At 40.9% G+C, this 14,609-nt stretch carries 7 protein-coding genes, 2 tRNA genes and 3 rRNA genes; 11 read left to right on the top strand and 1 reads right to left on the bottom strand.

Annotation, left to right across the window (positions count from 1 at the left end):
• Window positions 1-90: 90 nt before the first annotated feature.
• A complete protein-coding gene (locus FHX64_RS10345; protein ID WP_183413776.1) occupies window positions 91-1,206 on the bottom strand; it encodes a metallophosphoesterase in 1,116 nt (371 codons plus the stop codon).
• A gap of 367 nt (window positions 1,207-1,573) precedes the next feature.
• On the opposite strand from FHX64_RS10345, the gene FHX64_RS14335 reads away from it, so the two are divergent.
• From FHX64_RS14335 to FHX64_RS10295, 11 genes are all read left to right on the top strand, one after another.
• Window positions 1,574-1,999, top strand: a complete 426-nt coding sequence (locus FHX64_RS14335; RefSeq protein ID WP_246392446.1) for a hypothetical protein — start codon at window positions 1,574-1,576, stop codon at window positions 1,997-1,999.
• Window positions 1,996-2,868, top strand: a complete 873-nt coding sequence (locus FHX64_RS10340) for an IS3 family transposase (RefSeq protein WP_183413736.1) — start codon at window positions 1,996-1,998, stop codon at window positions 2,866-2,868. Before FHX64_RS14335 ends, FHX64_RS10340 begins: the two co-directional genes overlap by 4 nt.
• Window positions 2,869-3,461: 593 nt before the next feature.
• Window positions 3,462-4,986, top strand: a 16S ribosomal RNA gene (locus FHX64_RS10335).
• A 153-nt stretch (window positions 4,987-5,139) separates the two neighbouring features.
• A tRNA-Ile gene (locus FHX64_RS10330) sits at window positions 5,140-5,213 on the top strand.
• Window positions 5,214-5,327: 114 nt separating this feature from the next.
• Window positions 5,328-5,401, top strand: a tRNA-Ala gene (locus FHX64_RS10325).
• A 434-nt stretch (window positions 5,402-5,835) separates the two neighbouring features.
• Window positions 5,836-8,734 (top strand): 23S ribosomal RNA (locus FHX64_RS10320).
• A 155-nt stretch (window positions 8,735-8,889) separates the two neighbouring features.
• Window positions 8,890-9,001, top strand: a 5S ribosomal RNA gene (rrf, locus tag FHX64_RS10315).
• Together the 16S, 23S and 5S rRNA genes with 2 tRNA genes alongside form the textbook arrangement of a ribosomal RNA operon.
• A gap of 333 nt (window positions 9,002-9,334) precedes the next feature.
• Window positions 9,335-10,285: a pectinesterase family protein gene (locus FHX64_RS10310; RefSeq protein ID WP_183413775.1), complete on the top strand. Its 951-nt coding sequence runs from the start codon at window positions 9,335-9,337 to the stop codon at window positions 10,283-10,285.
• A 59-nt stretch (window positions 10,286-10,344) separates the two neighbouring features.
• A complete protein-coding gene (locus FHX64_RS10305) occupies window positions 10,345-11,535 on the top strand; it encodes a glycoside hydrolase family 88/105 protein (protein WP_183413774.1) in 1,191 nt (396 codons plus the stop codon).
• Window positions 11,536-11,568: 33 nt separating this feature from the next.
• The gene (locus FHX64_RS10300) at window positions 11,569-13,230 is read left to right on the top strand and encodes a rhamnogalacturonan acetylesterase (protein WP_183413773.1); all 1,662 of its coding nucleotides are present in this window, start codon (window positions 11,569-11,571) and stop codon (window positions 13,228-13,230) included.
• 241 nt (window positions 13,231-13,471) lie between these two features.
• Window positions 13,472-14,455 (top strand): alpha/beta hydrolase, encoded by a 984-nt coding sequence (locus FHX64_RS10295; RefSeq protein WP_183413772.1) that lies wholly within the window; start codon window positions 13,472-13,474, stop codon window positions 14,453-14,455.
• Window positions 14,456-14,609: the final 154 nt, after the last annotated feature.

Genomic DNA, 14,609 nt, shown 5'->3' with positions numbered 1-14,609 from the left:
AGATACATATTCATTTTGAAATGGGAAAATTATTATTAAAATGTTGTTGAATAGAGATTGACTCTAAGACAACTTACTGGTATGTGTTATCTAATAAGATAGGTTTATAACGACCATTTCAGATTGAGTTCCTATTCTGTATTGTGGGCCCCAGATGCCTAATCCTGACGAAACATAATAATGTGTACTGCCTATTTTTTTATATCCGTATTGTACTTCGAACATTTTTTTGACAAAAAGGTTTCCCGGGAAAAACTGGCCTTCATGAGTGTGTCCTGATATTTGTAAGTCAATTCCATTGCGTTGGGCATTTTTTAGGTTGTAGGGTTGATGATCTAACAAAATTTTTGGAAAATCAGGATTCAGTCCTTTTACTAAAGTGGACAAAGCTTTCCGGTGCCTATTCATCCTGTCATCTCGACCAATTAAATAAAAAGCATCGTTAATTAATACTGTAGAGTCAATAAGCATTTGGATACCGGCTTTTTGCAAATATTCGGACGTGGCTTTTGTCGTTTCTGCATAATGTTCATGATTCCCATTAATAGCGTAAATGCCTAAAGGTGCCTTTAGTTGCTTTAATTCTTCTTCCATGTTTTGCCGGATGATCGGTTTTATGGAGCGATCTGAGACGTCGCCTGCCATTAAGATTATATCTGGTTCTTCTGCATTAATCATATCTACATAACGTTGTAGTTTCTTCTTCCTGATAGAAAAACCAAGATGGATATCACTGACAGCAACAATTTTTAGATCTTTGTATTGCTTCGACTTGTCAGTCTCCAGATTTAATCTTACTATTTTAGGATGATTAAAACGATAATTACCAATAAGCAGGAGAACTGCAATTAATGCAAAACTGAATATCAGCCATTCATATCGATATGGAAGGAGTCCGTGAGGAGCAAAGTGAATTATGTCGTTGAACAAGCGAATAATATCCGCAAAAAGGAATGAACAGAACAAGTATATGGCAATAATGAGATAGGTATTGCCTATGAAAGAAATAGCTGATGCTAATCTAATAGGTATTTTATGCCCGATAAACAGCGATAATAAGAAAAAACTGAAAAATAAGATGTTTGTTCCTATGTATATATATTGGAATAAATGCTTTTCAGGCAACACTTGAGAGCCTCTCCAGATAATATATGCAATGATAGATAGGAAAACTATCGGGAAAATAGTAGTGATTCTACGCTTCATTTGTTTTTAGTTTATTGATTCAATTCGCATTGAATATGTCTGTTTTATATATCTTGATGCATGAGATGTTTGCATTATGATTCAACATCATGTCCTCAATTAAGAAACAAAAGTACGCTTTTTCATTAACTGTTCGATTTTGAAAGGTAATCAATTTTTGATTGTTACTACTTTATTCAATCTCTTAAGATTTTATGATTTATGAATATTGAATAGAAAGGGTTTGTTTTAACGTATATTTTTTGCAGGCTTTCCGTAAAGATTTTAGCGAAAAGGGGGGAAAAAGGGAATGCTGAGGACAAGACATTGGTTTTTTTTCTATTTTTTGTCTCGTCCTGAAATAGCGTTACACAAAAAGCGTAAAATAATGGAAGAAATTAAGAATCAGTATGTAAAGCACACTCAAAAGGATTATAGCATGTCCTTAAAATTATCGATTATTTCAGAGATAGAACGAGGAGATATCTCAGTCACATCAGCTACGAAGAAATATGGTATACAGGGAAGATCCACAGTTGTTGGTTGGCTCAGAAAATATGGTACCTTTGATTGGGAAAATCAAACGCCGAGTAATATGCCAAAAAGTAAAGATCAAAAGATCCTTGAATTAGAACAAAAGATCAAGGTTTTAGAAAAGCAAAAGGCATTTCTAGAAAAACAGGCAGAGCAATCTGATATGAAAGCAGCTTTCTTTGACATGATGGTTGATATGGCAGAAAAAGAGTACAATATCTCTATCCGAAAAAACTCTTTACCCGAACAGTCGACCGATTCAGCCAAGAAAACAAAGTGAGCAAAACCTCCACCTGTGGATTGCTCGGGGTAAGTAGACAGGTTTATTATCGTTATTGTAGGTCAAAACAGAAGAAACAGGACAAGGCAGAGCAAGTATTAACAATGGTTCGTCCCATACGGAAAAATATGCCCCGAATAGGATTCAGGAAGTTATATTATCTTCTTTATGAACCATTAATAGAATTACATGTTGGCCGTGACAAGTTTCTATCTATACTAAAGGCTAATCAGATGTTGATTAAACCAAAGAGAAATTATCGTATAACCACAGACTCCCACCATCGTTTTAGAAAGCACAAGAATTTGGTGGCAGATATAGAACTGACCCATCCCGAACAGGTTTGGGTATCGGATATAACTTATATCGGGGGCAGGGACAGGAACTGTTATCTGGCATTAGTTACAGATGCATATTCCAAAAAGATCATGGGTTATGATGTTTCTAATAGTTTGTCCACTGAAGGTTCTTTGAGAGCATTAAACATGGCCATTAAACAAAAAAAATATAAAAACAAACTGATCCATCATTCGGATAGAGGATTACAGTATTGCAGTAACGATTATCAAAATGTATTGAAAAAGAAAAAGATTATACCAAGTATGACTGAGCATTATGACCCTTATGCCAATGCGATAGCTGAGAGGGTAAATGGGATATTAAAACAGGAGTTTTTTCTGGAGGATTATCTGGTAGATATCAAAACAATGAAATTATTGGTAGAAGATGCTGTTCATATTTACAATACACAAAGGCCACACTGGTCGTGTTACATGAAAACACCTGAACAGATGCACTGCCAAAAAGAAATAAAAATTAGAAATTATAAAAAGCAAAACCTTATCAAGGCTAGCCTTGATAAGGTTTGATAAAAAGAGTATTTTTGTTCAATAAACCTGTAACGGTTTTTTAGGACTAGTCATTTTGAGAGAGGAATTTGATTATTCAGGATGGATAATCATGATATGGGAGGGTATTTTGGATGTATTTTGGCCTTATTTTTTCATTTAGGGCAGAGTCCGGTGGATAAATGGGGGAAAAATATATTCTTATATTTCAGTTTGTTGTATGTTTTTTGAGGGAAAATAGGATAAAAAAGGGGGATAAATTTGGAATGGGAATAAAAAAGGGCTTATCTTTGCAGCCGCTTTGCCAGGGGACATGAGAGTTCCTGATCAGGGGGGCGGAAAAAAAGAGCACAAGATATTTTGCAGACCGAAAAAAAGCAGTATCTTTGCAGTCCGTTTCGCCAGGGCAGGCGGGCGAGCGATCTTTGGAAGAATGAACAACAAATGTAGTATACAAGGAAAGGTTAGAAAAGAGCTAACCGTCAAGAGCCAAAACAGGGGGTTTGTATTTCGGTTAGAGACCGGGGTACAGGCAAAATAAAAAGGAGACATCCTGAGCAGAACAAGTTTTTTCAGCGCGAGCAGAAAAGACAGAAAGAACAAAAGAGATTAATACAATGAAGAGTTTGATCCTGGCTCAGGATGAACGCTAGCGACAGGCTTAACACATGCAAGTCGAGGGGCAGCACAGGTAGCAATACTGGGTGGCGACCGGCGCACGGGTGCGTAACGCGTATGCAACCTGCCTATAAGAGGGGGATAGCCTTCTGAAAGGAAGATTAACACCGCATAAGACAAAGAAACCGCATGGTTTTTTTGTTAAATATTCATAGCTTATAGATGGGCATGCGTCTGATTAGATAGTTGGGAGGGTAACGGCCTACCAAGTCAACGATCAGTAGGGGTTCTGAGAGGAAGGTCCCCCACACCGGAACTGAGACACGGTCCGGACTCCTACGGGAGGCAGCAGTGAGGAATATTGGTCAATGGGTGAGAACCTGAACCAGCCAAGTCGCGTGAAGGAAGAATGTCTTATGGATTGTAAACTTCTTTTGCAGGAGAATAAAGTGGGATACGAGTTATCCCTTTGTAGGTATCCTGCGAATAAGGATCGGCTAACTCCGTGCCAGCAGCCGCGGTAATACGGAGGATCCGAGCGTTATCCGGATTTATTGGGTTTAAAGGGTGCGTAGGCGGTTTGTTAAGTCAGTGGTGAAAGGTTTGCGCTTAACGTAGACATTGCCATTGAAACTGGCAGACTTGAGTACAAATGAGGTAGGCGGAATGTGTTGTGTAGCGGTGAAATGCATAGATATGACACAGAACACCAATTGCGAAGGCAGCTTACTGGGATGTAACTGACGCTGATGCACGAAAGCGTGGGGATCAAACAGGATTAGATACCCTGGTAGTCCACGCAGTAAACGATGATTACTAGCTGTTAGCGATAGAATGTTAGTGGCTAAGCGAAAGCGATAAGTAATCCACCTGGGGAGTACGACCGCAAGGTTGAAACTCAAAGGAATTGACGGGGGCCCGCACAAGCGGAGGAACATGTGGTTTAATTCGATGATACGCGAGGAACCTTACCCGGGCTTGAAATGTACCCGAATAGACTGGAAACAGTTTAGCCAGCAATGGCGGGTATGTAGGTGCTGCATGGTTGTCGTCAGCTCGTGCCGTGAGGTGTCGGCTTAAGTGCCATAACGAGCGCAACCCTTATTGATAGTTACTAGCAGGTAAAGCTGAGGACTCTATTGAGACTGCCACCGTAAGGTGCGAGGAAGGTGGGGATGACGTCAAATCAGCACGGCCCTTACGTCCGGGGCGACACACGTGTTACAATGGATGGTACAGAGGGGAGCTACTTAGTGATAAGATGCCAATCTCAAAAACCATTCGTAGTTCGGATCGGAGTCTGCAACTCGACTCCGTGAAGCTGGATTCGCTAGTAATCGCGCATCAGCCATGGCGCGGTGAATACGTTCCCGGGCCTTGTACACACCGCCCGTCAAGCCATGGGAGTTGGGGGTGCCTAAAGATTGTGACCGCAAGGAACGATTAAGGGCAAAACCAGTGACTGGGGCTAAGTCGTAACAAGGTAGCCGTACCGGAAGGTGTGGCTGGAACACCTCCTTTCTGGAGAGATGTCTCTGAAACCCTTGAAAGAGGCACAAGACAAAGGTTAGGTCAAGACAGCCTGACTTGTGTACTGCAAAAGTTGTTTTTCATGATAAAAGCTGCGGAAAGAGAAAAGATGCAGCACGGATCCTCAAGGCAGGGGGAAAGAACAGTCCTATAGCTCAGTTGGTTAGAGCGCTACACTGATAATGTAGAGGTCGGCAGTTCAACTCTGCCTGGGACTACAAAAAAACAATTGGCAATGGACAGTGACAATTGGCGAAGGACGAGTCAAATAGTCAGGAGCATAAACAGTCAGGTATAATTGTCAATTATCAATTATGAATTGTATAGCATAAGGGGGATTAGCTCAGCTGGCTAGAGCATCTGCCTTGCACGCAGAGGGTCAACGGTTCGAATCCGTTATTCTCCACAAAAAGGGGACAACCAGGGGAGGTTGTTTGGCATGGGCAGGGAGCAATGCAAAGCCAGTATGGCAGGCACAGGATTGATGAGCAATTAAGAAAAAGCAGGAGCATGCTGGAATCCTCCCGGTAAAGAGCAAGCAACCCGAGCGCGGGAAGCGGAAGAGACAAGGGACAAAAGATGAAAGAAGGAGTAACATGACCACAAGGGGTCTGCACGGTAATAAACCCAGAGCGGGTTTGAGCAGTGCGCACGGTTCGAATCCGTATCACTCCACGCAAGGCGTAGAGCCAGAAGGCAACGCCGTAAGGTCTTTGACATATTGAAAAACAAGAGAGAAACGAGTAAAGTAAGGCGAAGGGTGAAAGTAGTGATACTGAGCTTAACGCAAAAGAAACAAATGAGATGTATTTTTCTGGCAACAGGGAGATACGTTTTAGACAAAAAGTAAGCAAGAGCGCAGGGTGGATGCCTTGGCTCTCGGAGGCGAAGAAGGACGTGATAAGCTGCGAAAAGCTGCGGGGAGGTGCAAATAACCGGTGATCCGCAGATGTCCGAATGGGGCAACCCATCCCGTTGAAGGCGGGATACTCGGCGAAAAGCCGGGGGCGAACGCAGGGAACTGAAACATCTTAGTACCTGTAGGAGGAGAAAACAAAAGTGATTGCGCAAGTAGTGGCGAGCGAACGCGCAGGAGCCCAAACCAAGAGTGTTTTGGCATTTTTGGGGTAATAGGACCTCGATATATAATTATAAACAGAATCAGAACCGTAATGGAAAATTGGACCAGAGGGGGTGAAAGTCCCGTATGAGTAAAGTTTATAAGAGTTAGGGGTATCCTGAGTAGCGCGGGACACGAGAAATCCTGTGTGAATTAGGCGGGACCATCCGCTAAGGCTAAATACTCCCGAGAGACCGATAGCGAACAAGTACTGTGAAGGAAAGGTGAAAAGCACCTCGAATAGAGGAGTGAAAAAGAACCTGAAACCGTGCGCTTACAAGCGGTCGGAGCATATATAATATGTGACGGCGTGCCTATTGCATAATGAACCTACGAGTTACTTTCACCGGCAAGGTTAACCCCGTCACGGGGGGAGCCGAAGCGAAAGCGAGTCTGAAAAGGGCGTTAAGTCGGTGGGAGTAGACGCGAAACCAAGTGATCTACCCTTGAGCAGGTTGAAGTCCCGGTAACACGAGATGGAGGACCGCACCGGTGAGCGTTGAAAAGCTTTCGGATGACTTGAGGGTAGGGGTGAAAGGCTAATCAAACTTGGAGATAGCTCGTACTCCCCGAAATGCATTTAGGTGCAGCCTTGAGAAAGTTTATAAGAGGTAGAGCGACTGATTGGATGCGAGGGTTTCACCGCCTATCAAGTCCAGATAAACTCCGAATGCTTATAAATGATTTTCAGGAGTGAGGGTGTGGGTGCTAAGGTCCACATCCGAGAGGAGAAGAATCCGGACCAACCGCTAAGGTCCCCAAATAGATGCTAAGTTGAACTAACGAAGTCAGACCGCAGAGACAGCTAGGATGTTGGCTTGGAAGCAGCCATTCATTTAAAGAGTGCGTAACAGCTCACTAGTCGAGCGGTCAGGCATGGATAATAATCGGGCATAAAGCATCTTACCGAAGCGATGGTCTCATATGGTAAACATATGAGAGGTAGGGGAGCATTCCTGGACAGCGTTGAAGATATTCCGTAAGGGGTGTTGGAGCGCCAGGAAAAGCAGATGTAGGTATAAGTAACGATAAAGAGAGTGAGAAACTCTCTCGCCGAAAGACTGAGGGTTCCTGAACAACGTTAATCGGATCAGGGTCAGTCGGGGCCTAAGGTGTACCTTTTTAAGAGGGGAGCCGATGGAAGAACCGGTTAATATTCCGGTACTACCTTATAGAGAGAAGTGGGGACGGAGAAGTGACAATCCGGCGTCCTGACGGAATAGGGCGTTAAAGGGGGTAGATGTTGAGAATGGCAGGCAAATCCGTCATTTGAGTCGAACCTGACAGTACAGAGAGCCTTCGGGTGATCTGAAAAGGATGTAAACAGGCTTCCAAGAAAAGCCGCTATCGTTAATTTATAAGGTACCCGTACTCTAAACGGACACACGTGGTCAAGTAGAGCATACTGAGGCGCTCGAGTGAATCACAGCTAAGGAACTAGGCAAAATAGTCCCGTAACTTCGGGAAAAGGGACGCCATCTGAATAAGGTGGCCGCAGAGAAATGGCCCAGGCGACTGTTTAACAAAAACAAAGGGCTTTGCAAAATCGAGAGATGAAGTATAAGGCCTGACACCTGCCCGGTGCTGGAAGGTTAAGAGGAGAAGTCAACCGCAAGGCGAAGCTTTGAATTGAAGCCCCAGTAAACGGCGGCCGTAACTATAACGGTCCTAAGGTAGCGAAATTCCTTGTCGGGTAAGTTCCGACCTGCACGAATGGTGTAACGATCTGGGTACTGTCTCAGCTGTGAGCTCGGTGAAATTGTAGTATCGGTGAAGATGCCGATTACCCGCAACGGGACGGAAAGACCCCGTGAACCTTTACTGCAACTTTACATTGAATTTGGGTAATTAATGTGTAGGATAGGCCGGAGACTGTGAGTCAGGCACGCTAGTGTTTGAGGAGTCGACGTTGAAATACGGCCCTTTGATTATTTGAGTTCTAATTCCCTGTTAAGGGGAGACAGTGTATGGTGGGTAGTTTGACTGGGGTGGTCGCCTCCAAAAGCGTAACGGAGGCTTCCAAAGGTGCGCTCAGTCCGATTGGTAACCGGACGAAGAGTGTAATGGCACAAGCGCGCTTGACTGAGAGACCGACAAGTCGACCAGGTAGGAAACTAGGGCATAGTGATCCGGTGGTTCCGTATGGAAGGGCCATCGCTCAAAGGATAAAAGGTACTCCGGGGATAACAGGCTGATCATTCCCAAGAGCTCAAATCGACGGAATGGTTTGGCACCTCGATGTCGGCTCGTCACATCCCGGGGCTGGAGAAGGTCCCAAGGGTTGGGCTGTTCGCCCATTAAAGTGGCACGCGAGCTGGGTTCAGAACGTCGTGAGACAGTTCGGTCCCTATCTGTTGTGGGCGTAGGAGATTTGCGAGGATCCGGCACTAGTACGAGAGGACCGTGTTGGACGAACCTACGGTTTACCGGTTGTTCCGCCAGGGGCACTGCCGGGTATCCGCGTTCGGGCAGGATAAGCGCTGAAAGCATCTAAGCGCGAAACCAACCTCAAGATAAGATCTCCATGAGGGCCGTTGAAGACGACGACGTAGATAGGCTGCAGGTGTAAAGGCAGTAATGTCAAAGCCAAGCAGTACTAATTGCCCGAAACTTTTTGTAAGTTTGTAGCTACCCAGTCAGGTAGCAAGGTGTAAGGTTCAGTAGTGCTATTGGAGCCGTTGCCAACTTTAGGGTATTTTCTTTCTTGTTTTTTGGTAAGTCATACAAAATATATTGGCAGCCTCAGGTAAAGATAAGCCGGAGGGCCAGAAGATTTAGGTGGCTATAGCGCTGGGGATCCACCTCTTCCCATTCCGAACAGAGAAGTTAAGCCCAACCACGCCGATGGTACTGCCCACAAGGTGGGAGAGTAGGTAGCCGCCACTTTTTAAGAGAGCTTCATTTGATCACAAATGAGGCTCTCTTTTTTTTTCCATAACAACCTCACTCCCCTGTTCAAAATGCTGACGCTAATTTATGAAACTGAATAATTATTTTTTTTTAGAATATCAATGGGGAAATGATTTCTCTAATGTCATACTTAAAGTGTATTTTTGTTTAGTTTATTATGACGTTTGACCTTTTATTCGAGAATAATGTAACTCTTTCATTTTCTCAGTATTTGAAATTTTTGATATTGTTCTTGAATTATTTTTCGTGTACGAACCCGGATTGAATTTGTGTTGATAATTGAATATTTTCTATTTTAAAATTGAAATCATGATTAAGAAGTTATTGCTAGGAGTGATGTTGGTGTTTTCGTTCCAGATTATGTTTGGACAGAATCAACATGTGGATATTGTTGTTGCTACCGATGGAAGTGGCCAGTTTGCCACTATACAAGCCGCCATTAATTCTGTTAGAGATTACAAGGCGAAACGAACCGTTATTTTGATTAAAAACGGCGTCTATCATGAAAAACTTATTATTCCTACCTGGAAGACTAATATAACCCTTTTAGGCGAATCGGAAGACAGTACTATTATCACTTATGGGGATTATGCATCCTTGAATAATATGGGAACCTTTAGAACATATACCTGCTTGGTTCAAGGGAACGGATTTCATGCCCAAAACCTGACCTTTGAAAATAGTGCAGGGCGAGTGGGACAAGCTGTGGCGTTGCATGTGGAAGCAGATTGCACAGAAATCATCCATTGTAAATTACTAGGGAATCAGGATACTTTATTCACCGGAAACCAAAATAGTCGACAATTTTATAAGGATTGTTATATAGAAGGAACAACTGACTTTATATTTGGTCCAGCTACCGCATGGTTTCAGAATTGTGTTATTTGTAGTAAAATGAATTCCTATGTGACTGCTGCATCAACTCCTGAAAATAAACGGTATGGGTATGTTTTTGATCATTGTAATCTGGTTGCCAAGAAGGGTGTGACAAAAGTTTTTTTAGGAAGGCCATGGAGACCTTATGCCTCTGTAATTTATATGAATTGTTATCTGGGAGCGCAAATACGACCGGATGGATGGAATAATTGGAGTAATATTGAAAACGAAAAAACAGCACGTTTTGCTGAATATCATAATAATGGTCCAGGAGCAGATTTGCAGTACCGTGTGCCGTGGAGCCACCAACTATCTAAAATACAAGCTAATAAAGTAATAATAAAAAGTGTATTTGCTGGTACTTCAGTTTGGATTCCAGAATAAATAGAGGTTGTAGTTCAATTATTATAAACAAAATTCATTCAGCAATCATAGTATTAATTATGAAAAGATTACTTTCCTTATTGTTGGGTTTGGGAACTGTTTTTGTGTTTCTTGCAGCTAAACCACTTCCTAAGAATTACCTAGGTTGGGCTGTGCATGTTGCTCAATCTGATATGAAGCGGAATCCTGAATTGTGGATGGTTGATTTTAATAGAGTGCCCAAATGGGATTATTGTCAAGGTTTAATGTCCTCAGCTTTATTGAAATTATATAATCAAACGTATGACACATTGTTTTATAACTATGTCAAACGATTTGCAGACCTTATGATAGATTCCACAGGAGTTATTCGTTCGTATAAAATAACTGATTTTAGCCTGGATAGGGTCAATGGAGGCAAGTTTCTTATAACTCTGTATCAGCGAACGCATGACCCTAAATATCTAAAAGCTATTAAGACGCTTCATTCACAGCTACTTTGCCAACCAAGAACTCTGGATGGAGGATTCTGGCATAAAGCTATTTATCCGCATCAAATGTGGCTTGATGGATCGTATATGGCTTCTCCTTTTTTAGCGCAGTATGGAAGTGTTTTCCTTGATATAACGGCTACTTCCGATGCCATTCATCAATTGTTAGTTATGGCAAAGCATACGTATGATCCCAAAACAGGTCTATATTATCATGCTTGGGATGAAAGCCATCAGCAACTTTGGGCTAATAAGACGACTGGGCAATCTCCTAACTTTTGGAGTAGAAGTATGGGCTGGTATATGATGGCTTTAGTTGATGTTCTTGACTATGTTCCTGCTAATAATCCTAACCGCAAGGACTTGATTGCTATTTTTCAAAATCTATCAAAGACTTTACTGAAATATCAAGATCCCCAAACTGGACTTTGGTACCAGGTGACTGATAGCATAGGAACGAAAGGAAATTATTTAGAAAGTTCCTCTACTGCGATGTTTATGTATGCGATCACTAAAGGTGTTAATAAGGGCTATTTAAGTAGGCATTATCTGTCGATATCTCGAACGACATTTGATCGATTTATACATAGCGCTGTTGTCATTGATGCCAATGGTTCTTATAATATTACAAAAGCGTGTGCTGTTGCTGGACTAGGAGGACACCCTTATAGGGATGGGTCATACTCCTATTATATTCATACTCCACAACGGAACAATGACCCAAAAGTTATTGGTCCTTTTATGATGTGGTGTTGCGAATTGTCTAAAGCAAATCAATAGTTTATGGCCTTATTAATCTAATTATTTCATTCGATGAAAAAGAATATTCTCCCTTTTTTGTTTGCTTTTTTTGTGTTATTACCGATGTTGGCAGCAAAAAAGACCAGGCTGCATACACTGGGTGATTCTACTATGGAACAACAAAACCCTAATGTAAAGGACCAGCGCGGTTGGGTACAAATGCTTCAGAGTTTTTTTACTGACGATTTAACAGTAATTGATCCAGCCAAATCGGGAACAAGTTCTAAGTCTTATTATGAAGGAGGCTTTTGGAGTAGGGCTAAAAAGAATATTCGTCCGGGAGATTATGTATTAATACAATTTGCACATAATGACGAGAAGGATAATGGCAAAGAAAGTGAAATAGGAACTGCACCAACTGACTCGTTCCGTATTTATCTTACCCGTTATGTTAAAGAAGTTCAAAAGCTTGGAGCAATTCCGGTTCTTTGTACTCCTATTGTAAGAAACATGTTTGGTAAAGACGGAAGGTTAAGTCGTAGAGGGAAACATGATTTAGGTGAAATATATAAGCAAGAAGTAGATCCTTTATTTGATTCAAATGACACATTTACGTATAATTATCCAGCAAATATGAAATTGATTGCCCGAGAATTAAGATGTCCATTAATTGATATGACAGCTTTAACAGCCAAATTAATTAATTCTTTAGGATATTCCAAAGCCCACAAACTTATTTATACCGTTGGTGATAATACCCATTTAGGAGCAAATGGAGCTCTGTTATTTTCTAAACTCTTTATCAATGCATTGCAACATCAACATATACTTTTTGAATATTTGCGTCCTGAAAAAAGGTTAATTACTGATCCTCCATCAATCGATATGAACGATTTATTTATAGGAACCGAAAGTAAGCAAATTTTTGATGTGGGTTATGTAGGGAAAACAGCTAAAAATAAAGTAAAAATTATTGTCAGTGTGTCCAAAGGGTTTAAATTGTCAATATTACCAGACAGCCTTTACTCTGATACTCTAGTTTTGGACTGCCATGCTTCAGCTTTGAGCAATATGTTTAAAGTATACCTAATGACTATTCCTCAAAAAGTTGGCAACTTAAATGGACAAATCAAAATCACTTCCTCAGATGGTGAGACCAATGTTATTCCAGTTACAGCTAATGTTATGAATGTTTTTAATAACCAACCATTTGAGGTGATGTATAAACTTTCCGGAAGTTTCAAGGCTGACGCCAAAGGTCCGGTTTCAGCATTCGATGAACAATGGGAAGGGTTAGAGATGCAGAATTATGCTATTCCAGCTAATGCCGATGAAGTTTATATGCATGCTAAAGTGCAAAAAAATAATATAACAGGAGGAGTATGGCCTGATAATGAGATTGATGTTGTTTATTCCAGGTATATACAGTTTGGATTTAAAGCTTCTGGAGATGCATCTGCTTATGCAAAGTCTATCGAATTGAATATAGGAGGAGGCGTAAATTTCAGAATAGTGGGTTCGCAGGCAAAAGATTTTAGTAATCCCTTTACGATTGGAGAAGTAGCAAATGTACAGTCAGTCGCGATGAATAAATATCATTTTCCTCTTAATCAATTGGTAAATTCAGGAAAAACTCTATATGTCCGTATTTACCCATGGGGGAATAAGCATATTAAAAATCAAAATCTTTCTCTGTATAATATTGCAATAAGAGGTATTTGCCAGAAAGAATAAGAATCTGATTGTATAGCATGGTTGCATATAATATTCTAAGTTAAGAAATGAAGAGGTGATTGATTTTAATTTGTGAAAATTATTGATATCAGTTCGTATTTGTGGTTTATCTTTTTTTTAATATAGGATCATACATAATAAGAAAAACCTCCCAGATGCTTTTTGATTTTTAAATATCGAAAGGTTTTGCTGTTCTATAAAAACGTGTCTTTTATGTAATTTCCTAAATAAAAAAATCAAAATGAGATATTTAAGTATTGCCGTAATCGGATGTATTTTTATTTTGTGCAGACAAGTTTTGGATGCGCAACAACCAATTCCTCAAGATACCACATTTAATGTATGCCGGGTTTACAGACAAATAAAAAAAGAGTTTCCATTTGCTGTTCCGTCAAAAGATATTGTCCCTAAGAATGTAAAAGCTGTTCGAAATATTATTTACGCTACCTTGCCAAATACTCCCTTTGGGAAACGGTACCTACATCTTGATGTATTTTACCCTAAGAAATCAGGAAAATATCCTGCCCTTATCATGGTACATGGAGGAGGATGGAGGTCGGGGACTAGATCTTTACAGGTTCCAATGGCCGAGATGATTGCAAAAAAAGGTTTTGTCACCGTGTCTGTGGAGTATCAGCTTTCGTTGGAGGCTAAGTATCCTGCAGCCGTTTACAATATCAAAGCGGCGATTCGTTGGATGCGAGCACATGCAAAAGAATATCATATTGATCCGACTCGGATTGCTATCTCTGGCTGTTCGTCTGGCGGACAACTTGCGATGTTGGTTGGAATGACCAATGGCGAGAGAAAATTTGAAGGAAATATGGGAAATCCTCAATACTCAAGTTCAGTTCAAGCGATTATAGATGTCGACGGTGTAGTTGATTTTTTAGCTCCTGGTTCATTAAACCTGAAAAGGGAGCCTGACTCACCAGATGTTTTTTGGCTTGGAGGTTCTTTTGATCAAAAACCGGAGATTTGGAAAGATGCCTCTTCTGTTTTCTGGACTAATAAAAATTCAGTCCCGGTTTTATTTTTAAATAGCGGTTTTCCAAGATTTCATGCAGGACAGGATGAATTAATCGGTATGATGCAAAGATGGAGAATTTATACCGAAGTACATCGGTTTAATGTACATATGCATCCCTTTTGGCTTTTCTATCCATGGGTTGATCCAACAGTGAATTATATGGCTAAGTTTTTAGACAAGATATTAAAAAGATGAGATTGTAATTCTACAAAATCTATTGTTTGTCAATGATATATAATCAATTATAGTGCAGGGGACACAGATTATTATACGTTTTGCATTACGCTTAACATAATGAATCTGTCCATTTATGTGTTTTTTGACATGAACTTTTGTAAGATAAAAATTT

Origin of the sequence: Microbacter margulisiae (assembly GCF_014192515.1) — a bacterium.
GTDB classification, from domain to species: Bacteria; Bacteroidota; Bacteroidia; order Bacteroidales; family Paludibacteraceae; genus Microbacter; species Microbacter margulisiae.
Note: the sequence above shows the minus strand (reverse complement) of the source record. Positions and strands in the feature narration are given on the sequence as shown.

Bases quoted from the DNA above. Each gene is read 5' to 3' on its own strand.
- FHX64_RS10345 (WP_183413776.1), bottom strand. From the start codon at position 1,206: ATGAAGCGTAGAATCACTACTATTTTCCCGATAGTTTTCCTATCTATC.
- FHX64_RS14335 (WP_246392446.1), top strand. From the start codon at position 1,574: ATGGAAGAAATTAAGAATCAGTATGTAAAGCACACTCAAAAGGATTAT.
- FHX64_RS10310 (WP_183413775.1), top strand. From the start codon at position 9,335: ATGATTAAGAAGTTATTGCTAGGAGTGATGTTGGTGTTTTCGTTCCAG.
- FHX64_RS10305 (WP_183413774.1), top strand. From the start codon at position 10,345: ATGAAAAGATTACTTTCCTTATTGTTGGGTTTGGGAACTGTTTTTGTG.
- FHX64_RS10300 (WP_183413773.1), top strand. From the start codon at position 11,569: ATGAAAAAGAATATTCTCCCTTTTTTGTTTGCTTTTTTTGTGTTATTA.
- FHX64_RS10295 (WP_183413772.1), top strand. From the start codon at position 13,472: ATGAGATATTTAAGTATTGCCGTAATCGGATGTATTTTTATTTTGTGC.